Here is a 13,210-nt window from a genome sequence, read left to right on the forward strand (position 1 = left end):
TCATGTAAGCAAAAGTTTCCACGATTTCGTAACAATCTGGAAATCAAACACTTTTCGCGCAAAAAGTGCTTAACGTTTACCAGCCGTAAGCGCTGCGCATCCAGATTATTCTTAGTCGCGAAGGCATTCCCCTACGCATTTTACGCCATTGTACTGTTTTTCCACCCTCTTTTTTCAACAATCGCTAAACCGTTAAGCGGTTATTCCAGTACACTGGAACCTTTACCTCTTTTGACAAACCCTGACAGGAGAAAGGATGCCCGGCTCGTCCCGTAAAGTTCCAGCGTGGTTGCCGATACTGGTTATTTTGATCGCCATGGTCTCCATTCAGAGCGGCGCATCGCTGGCGAAATCGCTCTTCCCGTTGATTGGCGCACCGGGCGTCACCGCTCTGCGCCTGACGCTCGGCACTTTAATTTTAGTCGTTATTTTTAAGCCGTGGCGACTGCGCTTTGCCCCGCAGCAGCGGCTGCCGCTGTTCTTTTACGGCGTAGCGTTAGGGGCGATGAACTATCTCTTCTATTTATCGCTGCAGCGAATACCGCTCGGCGTCGCGGTCGCGCTGGAGTTTACCGGGCCGCTGGCGGTGGCGCTCTTCGGTTCACGCCGTCCGCTTGATTTCGTCTGGGTGGCGCTGGCGGTGCTCGGGCTGTGGTTCCTGCTGCCGCTTGGGCAAAACGTAGGGCAAGTAGATTTAGTCGGCGCGCTATTCGCGCTCGGCGCCGGCGCATTCTGGGCGGTCTATATTCTTACCGGCCAGCGCGCGGGTGAAGAACATGGCCCGGCGACGGTGGCCATGGGCTCGCTCATCGCGGCGGTGATTTTTGTGCCCATCGGCATCGTCCAGGCCAGCGATACGCTACTGCAATGGTCGCTGCTGCCGCTGGGGCTTGGCATCGCCATTCTCTCTACCGCGCTGCCCTACTCGCTGGAAATGATTGCCCTGACGCGGATGCCCACCCGCACCTTCGGCACGCTGATGAGCATGGAGCCGGCGCTGGCAGCGCTCTCAGGAATGGTGTTCCTCGGCGAGACGCTGACGCTGACGCAAACTCTGGCGCTAGGGGCGATTATCATCGCCTCAATGGGGTCGACGCTGACCATGCAGCGGCAAAGCAAAATTGAGAAAGTCGATATAAATTAAGATTTTGTTACCACACTGGCTCGCGGTCTTAGCGAGCCAGCCACTTACTTCTAATTATATGATTTAACAAAACTTTTTAAATAGCCAACAACTTAGCGCTATCGGACTGATATGGACAGCCGATGCCTCATATCCGATATCCCTTGCTATAATTATTCCCGAAGTCATTTGGGACAAACGCTCTACATAATTCAAATTTGAAGTATGACGAGTATCAATATCAAGAGGATATGAAACTATGAGTACCGCAAAACTGGTTAAAACTAAAGCGTCTAACCTGCTCTATACCCGTAACGATGTCGCAGACAACGAGAAGAAAGCTACCGTTGAGCTGCTGAATCGCCAGGTGATCCAGTTCATTGACCTGTCGCTGATTACCAAGCAGGCCCACTGGAATATGCGCGGTGCCAACTTTATTGCCGTTCATGAAATGCTGGATGGTTTCCGCACTGCACTCACCGATCACCTTGATACGATGGCTGAACGTGCCGTTCAACTGGGCGGCGTCGCTCTGGGCACCACTCAGGTCATCAACAGCAAAAGCCCGCTGAAAAGCTACCCGCTGGATATTCACACCGTTCAGGAACATCTGAAAGAGCTGGCCGACCGTTATGCCATCGTGGCCAATGATGTGCGTAAAGCTATCAGCGAAGCGAAAGATGAAGACACCGCCGATATCTTTACCGCGGCTTCCCGCGACCTGGATAAATTCCTGTGGTTCATCGAAGCGAATATCGAATAAACGTCCGTCGCCGTCAGCGCCCGCTGGCGGCTATTTCCATCCCCCCTACAACCGCTTAACTCGCCCTCTTTTGGTGCACCACCTTGTACACAATACGTACTAAAGTAAAACAATTGTAATAATCACCTCACACAATCGTTACAGCAAGATTGTTTTCCCATCAGGGTTTGCGTTAAAAATGCTCTGGTTATTCGCTACGTTTATATTGCACCAAAATGACGCCCCATCACGGTGCATTTACCCTATTGGATAACCGAAATTGTGCAAGCGATATGAGAGCTCCTGTTGAAAAACAATGGCTTGTAAAACTGGCACGATTTTTTCATTAGGCTACACGTTCTCGCAGGGGCTCGTCCCGTGGATAAAAAAGGAAATACTATGAAGTCTGTATTAAAAGTGTCACTGGCTGCACTGACCCTGGCTTTTGCGGTTTCGTCTCACGCCGCAGATAAAAAACTGGTAGTCGCCACCGATACGGCGTTTGTTCCGTTTGAATTTAAGCAAGGTGATAAATACGTCGGCTTCGATATTGACCTGTGGGCCGCGGTCGCCAAAGAGCTGAAACTGGACTACACCCTGAAACCTATGGACTTCAGCGGCATCATTCCCGCGCTGCAGACCAAAAACATCGATCTGGCGCTGGCGGGGATCACCATCACCGACGAGCGTAAAAAAGCGATCGACTTCTCCGATGGCTACTACAAAAGCGGCCTGCTGGTGATGGTGAACGCGAAAAACAATGACATCAAAGACGTGAAAGATCTGAACGGCAAAGTGGTCGCCGTGAAGAGCGGCACCGGCTCCGTTGATTATGCGAAAGCCAACATCAAAACCAAAGATCTGCGCCAGTTCCCGAACATTGACAACGCTTATATGGAACTGGGCACCGGCCGCGCTGACGCGGTACTGCACGACACGCCAAACATCCTGTACTTCATTAAAACTGCCGGTCAGGGCAAGTTCAAAGCGGTAGGCGAATCGCTGGAAGCGCAAAGCTATGGTATCGCTTTCCCGAAAGGCAGCGACGAACTGCGCGAAAAAGTGAACGGCGCGCTGAAAACGCTGCGTGAAAACGGCACCTACAACGAAATTTATAAAAAATGGTTCGGTACTGAACCAAAATAATAATCAGGACGACTTCCCGCGGCCAATCCGCCGCGGGCTCCACGGCGCCAGGGTCTCTTTCCCCGGCGCCGTATTCGCAGAGGCTTTCTCTGCTTTCGACACGGTAACAGTAACAGGAACACATTATGCAGTTTGACTGGAGTGCCATCTGGCCCGCCATTCCTATTTTGCTGGAAGGCGCCAAAATGACGCTGTGGATTTCGGTCCTCGGCCTGGTTGGCGGCCTTATCATCGGTCTGGTGGCCGGTTTCGCCCGCTGTTTCGGCGGCTGGATAGCCAACCACGTCGCGCTGGTATTTATTGAAATCATCCGCGGCACGCCAATTGTGGTGCAGGTGATGTTCATCTACTTCGCGCTGCCGATGGCGTTTAGCGACTTACGCATCGACCCATTCACCGCCGCGGTGGTGACCATCATGATCAACTCCGGCGCCTATATCGCGGAAATCACCCGCGGCGCGGTGCTGTCCATCCACAAAGGCTTCCGCGAAGCGGGTCTGGCGCTGGGGCTCTCCCGCCGCGAGACCATCCGCCACGTGATCCTGCCGCTGGCGCTGCGCCGTATGCTGCCGCCGCTCGGTAACCAATGGATTATCAGTATCAAAGATACGTCGCTGTTTATCGTCATCGGCGTCGCCGAGCTGACCCGCCAGGGCCAGGAAATTATTGCCGGTAACTTCCGCGCGCTGGAAATCTGGAGCGCCGTTGCGGTCATTTATCTGATCATCACCCTGGTGTTGAGCTTCATTCTGCGTCGTCTTGAAAGAAGGATGAAAATCCTGTGATTGAATTTAAAAACGTTTCCAAACACTTTGGCCCGACTAAAGTGCTGCACGATATCGATCTGAAGATCAACAAAGGCGAAGTGGTCGTGATCATCGGGCCATCCGGCTCCGGTAAATCTACGCTGCTACGCTGCATCAACAAACTGGAAGAGATCACCAGCGGCGATCTTATCGTCGATGGCCTGAAGGTGAACGACCCGAAAGTTGACGAGCGCTTAATTCGCCAGGAAGCCGGAATGGTATTCCAGCAGTTCTATCTGTTCCCGCACCTGACGGCGCTGGAGAACGTGATGTTCGGCCCGCAGCGCGTGCGCGGCGCGTCGAAGGCGGCGGCAGAAACGCTGGCGAAAGAGCTGCTGGCGAAAGTGGGTCTCGCGGAACGCGCACACCACTATCCATCCGAACTCTCCGGCGGCCAGCAGCAGCGCGTCGCCATTGCCCGCGCGCTGGCGGTGAAACCGAAAATGATGCTGTTTGATGAGCCGACTTCGGCACTTGACCCGGAACTGCGCCATGAAGTGCTGAAAGTCATGCAGGACCTGGCCGAGGAAGGTATGACGATGGTCATCGTAACCCACGAAATCGGCTTTGCTGAAAAAGTGGCGTCACGGCTGATCTTCATCGATAAAGGCCGCATCGCCGAAGATGGCGACCCGCAGGTTCTGGTGAAGAACCCGCCAAGCCCGCGTCTGCGCGAGTTTTTACAGCACGTAGCCTGATGCGCCCGGCTCTCCCCGGCAAAGGGAGAGCCGCTTTCCAGATTCATCCCACCGCTCCTCCTCGTGTGACCCCTTCTATACTTAGCAGTTTGAGATGCAATGGAGGCGCCCATGCCGTGGATCCTACTGTTGCTCGCTGCGCTGTGGATTTCTCCACTGTCGGCGGCGTCATTGCCCGGCATACCGGCGGCGACAACCGACAAAAGCACAGCCAGCGAGCCTGACCTTGAACAGAAAAAAGCCGCCTGGGCGGCATTGGCTGACGTTCTGGATAATCCGGACTCGCGGCAGGAGTTAATCGATGAGCTGCGCAAAGCCGCCGCCACCCAGCCGCCTGCCACCGCCCCCACGCTGACCCCGCCAGAAGTCAAAGATGAGCAAACCGTTCTGGAAAGCGTGACGGAAGTTAGCCGTCAGTATAGCGAGCGCCTGTCGTCGCGGTTTTCGCAGCTATGGCGCAATATCACCGGCTCGCCGCATAAGCCTTTCCATGCCGATGCTTTTCGCAATGCCGCTGGCGACTTCCTGCTGCTGGCCGGGCTGGTATTTGCCTTCTGGTGGTTAGTACGCCTGGCGGCGCTGCCGCTGTACCGCAAAATGGGCCATTGGGGAAGGCACAAAAACCGTGAGCGCAATAACTGGCTTCAGTTACCGGCAACCATTGCTGGCGCTTTTATCATTGACCTGCTGCTGCTGGCGCTAACGCTGTTTATCGGCCAGCTGTTAAGCGATCGTTTAAACGGCGGCAACCGCACCGTTGCTTTCCAACAAAGCCTGTTTCTTAACGCCTTCGCGCTGATCGAGTTTTTTAAAGCCATTCTGCGAGTGATTTTTTGCCCGCGGATTGCCGATTTACGCCCCTTCAATATCAGCGACGAACACGCAATCTACTGGAACTTACGCCTCAGCGCCCTGAGTAGCCTGATTGGTTACGGGCTGATCGTGGCGGTGCCGATTATCTCCAACCAGGTTAACGTGCAAATTGGCGCCCTGGCCAACGTCATCATAATGTTGTGCATTACGGTGTGGGCGTTGTATCTGATTTTCCACAACAAACGCGCCATCACCCAGGGGCTTATCCATCTTGCCGACCACTCGCTGCCTTTCTTCAGCCTGTTTATTCGCGCTTTCGCGCTGATCTGGCACTGGCTGGCCTGTGCCTACTTTATCGTGCTGTTCTTCTTTTCGCTCTTTGACCCCGGCAACAGCCTCAAATTTATGATGGGCGCGACGCTGCGTAGCCTGGCTATCGTCGGCGCCGCGGCGCTGGTATCCGGTATTTTGTCACGCTGGATAGCCAAAACCATCACCCTGTCGCCAGAAACGCAACGCCACTATCCGGAGCTGCAAAAACGGCTCAACGGCTGGATCTCCGCCTCGCTGAAAGCCGCGCGGATCCTGACGGTATGCGTGGCGGTGATGCTGTTGCTGAGCGCCTGGGGACTGTTTGATTTTCAGCAATGGCTACACAATGATGCCGGGCAAAAAACGGTGGATGTCCTGATTCGTATCGCGCTAATCCTGTTCTTCTCCGCCGTCGGCTGGACCCTACTGGCAAGCCTGATTGAGAACCGCCTGTCATCGGACATTCATGGACGCCCGCTGCCCAGCGCTCGCGCCAGAACGCTGCTGACGCTGTTTCGCAACGCGCTGGCGGTGGTCATTACCACCATTACGATAATGATCTTATTGTCGGAAGTGGGGGTGAACATCGCGCCGCTGCTGGCGGGCGCCGGGGCATTAGGGTTGGCTATCTCTTTCGGCGCCCAAACGCTGGTTAAAGATATTATTACCGGCATCTTTATCCAGTTTGAAAACGGGATGAACACCGGCGATCTGGTGACCATCGGGCCATTAACCGGCACGGTGGAACGGATGTCGATCCGCTCGGTGGGCGTGCGCCAGGATACCGGGGCGTACCATATTATTCCCTGGTCTTCGATAACCACCTTCGCCAACTTTGTGCGCGGGATCGGTTCGGTGGTCGCCAACTATGATGTCGACAGGCAGGAGGACCTGGATAAAGCCAATCAGGCGCTGAAGGCGGCGGTAGACGATCTGATGGCACAGGAGGAGATCCGCGGGCTGATTATTGGCGAACCCTCGTTCGCCGGGCTGGTGGGGCTGAGCAATACCGCGTTTACCTTACGCGTCAGCTTTACGACGCTACCGCTGAAGCAGTGGACGGTACGCTTTGCCCTCGATACCCAGGTGAAGCAGCATTTCGACCGCGCCGGCGTGCGCGCGCCGGTACAAACCTGGCAAGTATTGCCGCCGCCGGGCAACGCAAACCCGGCGGCGGAGACTTAAAATGGACGACGGCGCTTTGCGTCGTCCATAAAGCTCCAGGCGATAAAGCGGCTCTGTTTCTGCCCCTGCGCCATCTCTTTTTTCACCACCTTCACCGCGCCGACTTCGGTCAGCAGGCGATACAGCGGCGGCAAATTATCGCCGCGGGAAACCAGCGAGGTAAACCATTTAACCTGACGGCCGAACTGCTGGCTTTCGCGGATCATTTGCGAAATAAAGGCCACTTCGCCGCCTTCACACCACAGTTCCTGCTGCTGGCCGCCGAAGTTCAGTACGCTGTCTTCACCGAGCCCCAGATTACGGCGTTTACGCTCGCCGCCGGCACGCGCGCTGGCGGCGGAATCGTGGAACGGCGGGTTGCAGAGAGTCGCATCATAGGTTTCATTCTTATGAATGATCCCGGTAAAGATTGCCTGGCCCTCTTTCTGGCGACGCAGACGAATTTGCCGCGTCAGCCCTGGGTTGCCGTTGATAATCGCCTGGGCGCTGGCAAAGGCTTGCGGGTTGACTTCGCTACCGGTGAAGCGCCAGCCGTATTCATGCGCGCCAATCAGCGGATAGATGCAGTTCGCGCCGGTACCGATATCGAGAATGCTGGCATTTTTCGGGATCTCGCCGCTATCCTGCGCCAGCAGGTCGGCCAGATGGTGGATGTAGTCCGCGCGTCCCGGCACCGGCGGGCACAAGAAGCCGTCAGGAATATCCCAGTGTTTTACCGCGTAAAAGTGCGCCAGCAGCGCCTTATTCAGCGCCTTCACCGCCAGTGGGTTAGCAAAATCAATGGTTTGCTCACCGACCGGATTCAGGGTGATGTAGCTTTGCAGCTCGGAATGAGTCTGGCACAGCGCTGGCAAATCATAGCGTTGGTGATGACGGTTACGCGGGTGCAACCCCGGTTTTTCGGCTTTCATGGCAATCTCCTTTCAACAGCCGCGTAAGATACCCGTTGACGGCGGCGCGGTAAATAAGGGAGTCTGGATATCTTCTTATTTCGTTTTCTGGTGCTCTATGTACTTCTATCAACCTGCCGAAGGCCACGGCCTGCCGCACGACCCGCTGAATGCTATCGTCGGGCCGCGCCCCATCGGCTGGATCGCATCGATCGATAACGCAGGGCAACGCAATCTCGCCCCCTACAGCTTCTTCAACTGCTTTAACTATCGGCCACCGATCATCGGTTTCGCCAGCGGCGGCTGGAAAGACAGCGTGCAGAACATTGTTGAAACAAAAGAGTTTGTCTGGAATCTGGCTACCCGGCCACTCGCCGAAGCGATGAATGAAACCTCCGCCTCTATTCCGCGTCATGAAGATGAATTCCTGCGCGCCGGATTGACCGCCGCGCCGAGCCGGATCGTCCGCGCTCCGCGCGTGGCGGAAAGCCCGGTCCACTTCGAATGCCGCCTGACGCAGTGTATTCAGTTGACGCGCGCCAGCGGCGAAGCCATTGATAGCTGGCTGGTGCTCGGCGAAGTGGTCGCCGTACATATTGATGAGTCGCTGCTGGAAGACGGGATCTATCAAACCGCGAAAGCGCAGCCGATTTTACGCGCCGGCGGGCCGACGGCCTACTACAGCATTGATGAAAGCCAGCGCTTCGATATGATCCGCCCGGACGCTCGTTAACTTTCACGTAATAAGGCTAACGCATGTCGCAGCGGGCGAATGCCCGGGCGGCATTAAGCGCGTAAAGTGGTTGTTTGCCCACGCTTATTTATCCGGTGGTTCTGCGCATCACGACCTAAACTTATGGTATGTCCCATGCTGTTAATGAGGATATAGCCATGAGAACCTTTCTGTTCGTACCCGCTTTTCTCGCGCTCGCCCTTCTCTCCTCATTCACTTTGGCCAACACCGCTGAAACCGCTCCGGTGGCCGTTGGTCCGCTGCGCCCGTCCGGCTCTGTTTCCGCCTCCGGCGCCAGCACCCTCGACGACTTACAAGCGCAACTGGCGCAAAAAGCCCACCAGCAGGGGGCGATTGCCTGGCGAATTAACGCCGCCGGCGGCGGCAATAAATTAGCCGGCACGGCGATTATTTATAAATAATTCTTCCGCTCTCGCCGGGAATACGCAGGCGGAAATCCCGGCTGCCGGGACTTGGCTGCTCATTTTTCGCCCCCATATTTTCTATACTGTTTATAGGTTGCAAACACGAGGAGCGCATCATGGCATCAGGTTGGGCAAACGATGGGGCCGTCCAGGATCAAATTGACAGCACGGTAAACGATGCTGTCGCCCGCGCCCGTAGCGAGCTTCCTGGCGGCGAGAGCAACAAATTTTGTGAAGAATGCGGCGAGCCTATTCCGGAGGCGCGGCGCAAAGCGCTGCCCGGGGTTAAATACTGCGTGAATTGCCAGCAGGATAAAGATTTACATAACAATACATATTCAGGATATAATCGCCGCGGCTCCAAAGATAGCCAGCTGCGCTGACCTTCCTTTACCGTTCATTACCGCTGATTGCGCTATCTTTTCACGCACGTTTTTTGGCGAAAAAAGTAGCAAAATGTGCCTTTAGTTGCCATGGCAACTAGTTTGTCCCTCGACCGTAGCAATAGCGGAAAATAATTTATTAATAATCAATAAATTATTAATCATTCAAAAAATTCGATTAAGACTGTGAATTTCCTTCGATTTTATCTCGCGGCAAAAAACGTGATACTCATCACATCGACAGAACATCGTCCCCCTACAGAACACACTGCGAGAGATTAATTATGAAAAACATCAAATACGCTGCCGCTGCTATCGCCCTTTCCGCTCTGTCTTTCGGCGCATTCGCCGCTCAGCCGGTGACCTCCGCACAGGCAGAAAGCATGAATAAAATCGGCGTCGTTTCCGCTGAAGGCGCAACGACTCTGGATGGCCTGGAAGCCAAACTGGCTGCTAAAGCAGATGCCGCTGGCGCAACCGGCTACAGCATCACCTCCGCTAACACCAACAACAAAGTTAGCGGTACCGCGGTTATCTACAAATAATCGCAGCAACACTCTGAAATGCCACTGAATTAACCCTGAAAAGACCTTTTAAATACCCTTGTTTGCCCGTCCGAGCCACCGGACGGGCTTTTTTTTGTCCGTTTACCAGCGTTCGGCAACCTGCGCCAGGCCATTGGCGAGCGAACTCGCCTGACCGGTGGCGACCAGGCAGCAGGCAAGCTGAATTTTCAGCGACTGCGGAACCGGCTCGCTACCGCTCACGCAGCGCTCAATCCAGCGCGCGGTAACTTCGGGATCTTTAGATTCCGGCAGCGCCACCTTGTCCTGCTGGCTTTCATCGGCTCGCTCATGCAGCGCTCGCGTCCCCGCCGCATCAATGAGATTGATTTGTGGACAACGCTGCGGATTGGCGTAAACCTCACCTTCGGTACCGTGCATCAATAGCGCGCGACCGCCGATTTCAGTAAAGAACTTCGCGACCTTATCGACGTATTCCGGATGCGAGACGCTCGACAGACGCAGCGCGGCATCTTCAGCGAACGGCGTCGCCAGCTTGGCCAGGGTATGGGCGCTGTTGCGCACCCCCATCCGCCAACGCAATGCCAGCTGCTTTTCCAGCGGCGGGCACAGCGCGCCGACCGGGATATAGACCGGCTCATGGCTGTCGAGACGCGCCTGGGCCTGACCCGCGTGGGTGGTGGCCGGGATCCCCATCAGCGCAAATATGGTCTCGGTCAGGACACGGGTTGGATCGTGGCTGACGCCGTGAACCACCACCGGGAAACCAAGTTTATGCAGCAGTACCGCCAGCAGCGGCGTCAGGTTGGCCTGTTTGCGCGCGCCGTTATAGCTGGGGATAACAATTGGCATCGGTTTCGCTACCGGCGGCGTCAGGCGGATGGTCTGTAGCTGCATCGCCTCATAGAAGCCCTGCATTTCGGCTTCGCCTTCGCCCTTGATGCGCAGCGCAATGAGAATAGCGCCCAGTTCCAGATCGTCCACTTCGCCGTTTAACATCCGCGTATACAACGCACGGGCCGTGACTAAATCCAGGTCGCGAGCGTGATTTTTGCCGCGCCCGACTTCTTTGATGATTTTGGTGTAATCCATCGAGTTGCTCCCTCCAGCGGTAGGCTCCGCCGACCGCACCGCTTATGCGCTTAGCGGCGTCGGCGACGCGTCTGTTTTGCTTTGCTTTTTACTATAACCTCGGGAACGCCCGGCTGCTCTATGGGAAATACCGGTAACGCATTTAACAATCGCGCGCCGTAATTTTTAGTCAACAGACGCTTATCGTAAATAATGACTTCGCCCCAGCACTGATGGCTACGTATCAGGCGCCCGACCTGTTGAATCAGGTTGAATGAAGCGCTCGGCAGGCTTTGCACCTCGAAGGGATAGCGGTTGAGGCTTTTCAACCACTCGCCTTCGGTGATCACCACCGGGCTGTCGATCGGCGGGAAGGCGATTTTATGGATATGCACCTGGCTTAACAGCTCGCCTTTTAAATCCAGCCCTTCGGCAAAAGATTGCAGGCCAACCAGCACGCTGCGCTCGCCGCCTTCAACGCGTTTACGATGCAGCTCGACCAGCCGATAGCGCGGCTGGTCACCCTGCACCAGCAGCATCAGGCGCAGATCGGTAACATGTTCCAGAAAGCGATTCATGGCACGCCCGCTGGCGAACAGCACCAGCATACCAAGATGCTTTTTGCTCTCGACCTGTTCACGGAAAAAAGCCGCCATTTCGGCGATGTGCTGCTCTTCGTTATCAATAAGCGGCTCATAGCGCATCTGCGGAATAATAATTTTTCCCTGCTCGACGTGATTGAACGGCGAGTCCAGCGCCACGAAACGATCGCCCGCTTTTTCCTTCAGACCGCTCATCTCCTGCAGTCGCGAAAAGCTATTCAACGAACGCAGGGTCGCCGAGGTGACGACAATATGCGGCACGCTGCGCCATAGCAGGCGTTCAAGCTGATCGCTGACGCGGATCCCGACGCAGTGGAACCAGACATGGATCTGGCCATCGCGAATCTCACGGGTGGCCCACTTGGTCACCGGCGCGCCGGAAGACTGCGCCATTGAGGCCAGCCGCCACAGCTTGCTCTGGCTTTCGAACATGCCAAGGGCCCGGTTCATCTGCAGCAGGATACGATGCAGACGCACCACGTCGTGGCTGCCGGTCTTTTCGCTGAGATCGTTGAGAAACAGCTCCGCCAACCCGCGCAGCATTTCGGTGAGCTTGGCCAGCCGCTGGCAAATCTCCATCACTTCCTGCGGCAGTTCGCCCATTGGGAAGCGATGCTCCGCCTCCTGAGCGGCAGGCATATAGAGATTGAGAATATTATTGAGCGAGGCGATAAGCTCATACAGCTCTTCGCAGTGTTCGTTCAACCGTTCCGGATTGGCCAACGGCGGTGTGGTCTTCGGACGGAACTGCTCCATGCAGGTCGCCACCAGCTTGCTGAACAGATCCAACTGCAGCCGGTACCAGGGCGCGGTTATTTCCGCGCTCATCTCTAAGGCGTCGCGGGCGACGTCCGGCAGATGGTGGCCTTCGTCGAGCACCAGCAGCAGATTTTTCGGCTCCGGCAGCACCGCTTCGCTCTCCATGGCCGCCATCACCAACGCATGGTTGGCCACCACCACTTCCGCTTCCTGAATTTCGCGGCGGGCCACGAAAAATGGGCATTCACGGTAGTAGTGGCAGTTGCGGTTAAGACAACTGGCTTTATCGGTGCTCAGCCGTCCCCACAGGGCGTCATCAATGGGCTTGTCGGTATGGTCGCGCAGGCCGTCCCATTTATAGCCGTCGAGATCGGTTTTCAGCGTCGCGCACAGTTTTTGTTCGGCCTGGTTTTTTGGCGTCAGATCGTCATCGAGGAACGCCAGCAGGTCCTGCTGCGTCGCCTCGGTGCTGGCCAGCGCCGCCAGATTACGCGGACAAACGTAGCGGCCGCGACCAAAGGCGGCGGTAAAGCGCAGGTCGGGAATAATCTTGCGCAGCAACGGCAGGTCTTTACTGTAGATTTGATCCTGCAGCGCGACGTTGGCGGTACTGACCACCAGCGTTTTTTGTTCCTCACGGGCGATGGCGATGCCGGGGATCAGATATGACAGCGTTTTGCCGACGCCGGTCGGCGCTTCGATAGCCAGATGCCGTCCCTCTTCCCCGGCGAGCGTTTTCGCCACATCGGCGATCATCTGCCGCTGCGGGGCTCGGGGGATAAAGTCCGGGATCTGTTCCTGAAGCGCCTTATACCAGGCGGCGATTTGCGCTTTAAGCGCAGCGGTCAAAGCCATGAGAAAACCTGAATACTGTATAAACAGCCACTATTGTGCCATTTTTGCCGGCCAGGAGGTATTGCTTTCTGTAGAGGGTGGAATCGCGCTCGATAAAAAACGCAATGAACGGCAAAGAAACGGCCCGCCGCCGCGCATGCGGA

13 protein-coding genes are annotated in these 13,210 nt (G+C 55.9%); 10 read left to right on the forward strand and 3 right to left on the reverse strand.

Features of this window, described 5'->3' with window-relative positions; translation table 11 throughout:
* Positions 1–256: 256 nt before the first annotated feature.
* The 6 genes from rhtA (at position 257) to ybiO (ending at position 6,825) form a co-directional block, all read left to right on the forward strand.
* Positions 257–1,144, forward strand: coding sequence for a threonine/homoserine exporter RhtA (rhtA, locus tag PGR10_RS15110; protein ID WP_087860021.1), 888 nt, complete (start codon positions 257–259; stop codon positions 1,142–1,144).
* Between the two features lie 238 nt (positions 1,145–1,382).
* Entirely contained in the window at positions 1,383–1,886 is a 504-nt protein-coding gene (dps, locus tag PGR10_RS15115) for a DNA starvation/stationary phase protection protein Dps (RefSeq protein ID WP_015367579.1), read from the forward strand.
* Positions 1,887–2,264: 378 nt separating this feature from the next.
* Positions 2,265–3,011 carry a glutamine ABC transporter substrate-binding protein GlnH gene (gene glnH, locus PGR10_RS15120; protein ID WP_015367580.1) on the forward strand — a complete coding sequence of 249 codons (747 nt, stop codon included), beginning with the start codon at positions 2,265–2,267 and terminating at the stop codon, positions 3,009–3,011.
* Positions 3,012–3,136: 125 nt separating this feature from the next.
* Entirely contained in the window at positions 3,137–3,796 is a 660-nt protein-coding gene (gene glnP, locus PGR10_RS15125) for a glutamine ABC transporter permease GlnP (protein WP_045364618.1), read from the forward strand.
* On the forward strand, positions 3,793–4,515 hold the full coding sequence (gene glnQ / locus PGR10_RS15130; RefSeq protein WP_015367582.1) for a glutamine ABC transporter ATP-binding protein GlnQ: 723 nt from the start codon (positions 3,793–3,795) through the stop codon (positions 4,513–4,515). Before glnP ends, glnQ begins: the two co-directional genes overlap by 4 nt.
* A 111-nt stretch (positions 4,516–4,626) precedes the next feature.
* Positions 4,627–6,825, forward strand: coding sequence for a mechanosensitive channel protein (ybiO, locus tag PGR10_RS15135; protein ID WP_430923718.1), 2,199 nt, complete (start codon positions 4,627–4,629; stop codon positions 6,823–6,825).
* On the opposite strand, the gene rlmF is transcribed toward ybiO, so the two are convergent.
* On the reverse strand, positions 6,822–7,736 hold the full coding sequence (gene rlmF / locus PGR10_RS15140; protein ID WP_430923719.1) for a 23S rRNA (adenine(1618)-N(6))-methyltransferase RlmF: 915 nt from the start codon (positions 7,734–7,736) through the stop codon (positions 6,822–6,824). The two genes, ybiO and rlmF, sit on opposite strands and share 4 nt — an antisense overlap.
* A gap of 97 nt (positions 7,737–7,833) precedes the next feature.
* Here rlmF and PGR10_RS15145 point away from each other — a divergent pair, with 97 nt between their 5' ends.
* From PGR10_RS15145 to ybiJ, 4 genes are all read left to right on the forward strand, one after another.
* The gene (locus PGR10_RS15145) at positions 7,834–8,448 is read left to right on the forward strand and encodes a flavin reductase family protein (RefSeq protein ID WP_430923720.1); all 615 of its coding nucleotides are present in this window, start codon (positions 7,834–7,836) and stop codon (positions 8,446–8,448) included.
* A gap of 158 nt (positions 8,449–8,606) precedes the next feature.
* Positions 8,607–8,870, forward strand: coding sequence for a DUF1471 domain-containing protein (locus PGR10_RS15150; protein ID WP_430923721.1), 264 nt, complete (start codon positions 8,607–8,609; stop codon positions 8,868–8,870).
* A 119-nt stretch (positions 8,871–8,989) separates the two neighbouring features.
* Positions 8,990–9,256 carry a DksA/TraR family C4-type zinc finger protein gene (locus PGR10_RS15155; RefSeq protein ID WP_430923722.1) on the forward strand — a complete coding sequence of 89 codons (267 nt, stop codon included), beginning with the start codon at positions 8,990–8,992 and terminating at the stop codon, positions 9,254–9,256.
* 284 nt (positions 9,257–9,540) lie between these two features.
* The gene (gene ybiJ / locus PGR10_RS15160) at positions 9,541–9,801 is read left to right on the forward strand and encodes a DUF1471 family protein YbiJ (protein WP_045395040.1); all 261 of its coding nucleotides are present in this window, start codon (positions 9,541–9,543) and stop codon (positions 9,799–9,801) included.
* A 102-nt stretch (positions 9,802–9,903) separates the two neighbouring features.
* Here the strand turns inward: ybiJ and ybiB are convergent, their stop codons facing one another.
* A complete protein-coding gene (gene ybiB / locus PGR10_RS15165) occupies positions 9,904–10,872 on the reverse strand; it encodes a DNA-binding protein YbiB (RefSeq protein ID WP_337071944.1) in 969 nt (322 codons plus the stop codon).
* A gap of 50 nt (positions 10,873–10,922) precedes the next feature.
* On the reverse strand, positions 10,923–13,067 hold the full coding sequence (gene dinG, locus PGR10_RS15170) for an ATP-dependent DNA helicase DinG (protein WP_015367590.1): 2,145 nt from the start codon (positions 13,065–13,067) through the stop codon (positions 10,923–10,925).
* Positions 13,068–13,210: the final 143 nt, after the last annotated feature.

The organism is Klebsiella sp. 141198, assembly GCF_050600785.1.
GTDB lineage: Bacteria > Pseudomonadota > Gammaproteobacteria > Enterobacterales > Enterobacteriaceae > Klebsiella > Klebsiella aerogenes.

Excerpts from the sequence above, each read along its gene's own strand:
- dps (WP_015367579.1), top strand. The coding sequence starts at position 1,383 with ATGAGTACCGCAAAACTGGTTAAAACTAAAGCGTCTAACCTGCTCTAT.
- glnH (WP_015367580.1), top strand. The coding sequence starts at position 2,265 with ATGAAGTCTGTATTAAAAGTGTCACTGGCTGCACTGACCCTGGCTTTT.
- dinG (WP_015367590.1), bottom strand. The coding sequence starts at position 13,067 with ATGGCTTTGACCGCTGCGCTTAAAGCGCAAATCGCCGCCTGGTATAAG.
- glnP (WP_045364618.1), top strand. The coding sequence starts at position 3,137 with ATGCAGTTTGACTGGAGTGCCATCTGGCCCGCCATTCCTATTTTGCTG.
- rlmF (WP_430923719.1), bottom strand. The coding sequence starts at position 7,736 with ATGAAAGCCGAAAAACCGGGGTTGCACCCGCGTAACCGTCATCACCAA.
- ybiB (WP_337071944.1), bottom strand. The coding sequence starts at position 10,872 with ATGGATTACACCAAAATCATCAAAGAAGTCGGGCGCGGCAAAAATCAC.
- rhtA (WP_087860021.1), top strand. The coding sequence starts at position 257 with ATGCCCGGCTCGTCCCGTAAAGTTCCAGCGTGGTTGCCGATACTGGTT.
- PGR10_RS15145 (WP_430923720.1), top strand. The coding sequence starts at position 7,834 with ATGTACTTCTATCAACCTGCCGAAGGCCACGGCCTGCCGCACGACCCG.
- ybiJ (WP_045395040.1), top strand. The coding sequence starts at position 9,541 with ATGAAAAACATCAAATACGCTGCCGCTGCTATCGCCCTTTCCGCTCTG.
- PGR10_RS15150 (WP_430923721.1), top strand. The coding sequence starts at position 8,607 with ATGAGAACCTTTCTGTTCGTACCCGCTTTTCTCGCGCTCGCCCTTCTC.
- PGR10_RS15155 (WP_430923722.1), top strand. The coding sequence starts at position 8,990 with ATGGCATCAGGTTGGGCAAACGATGGGGCCGTCCAGGATCAAATTGAC.
- ybiO (WP_430923718.1), top strand. The coding sequence starts at position 4,627 with ATGCCGTGGATCCTACTGTTGCTCGCTGCGCTGTGGATTTCTCCACTG.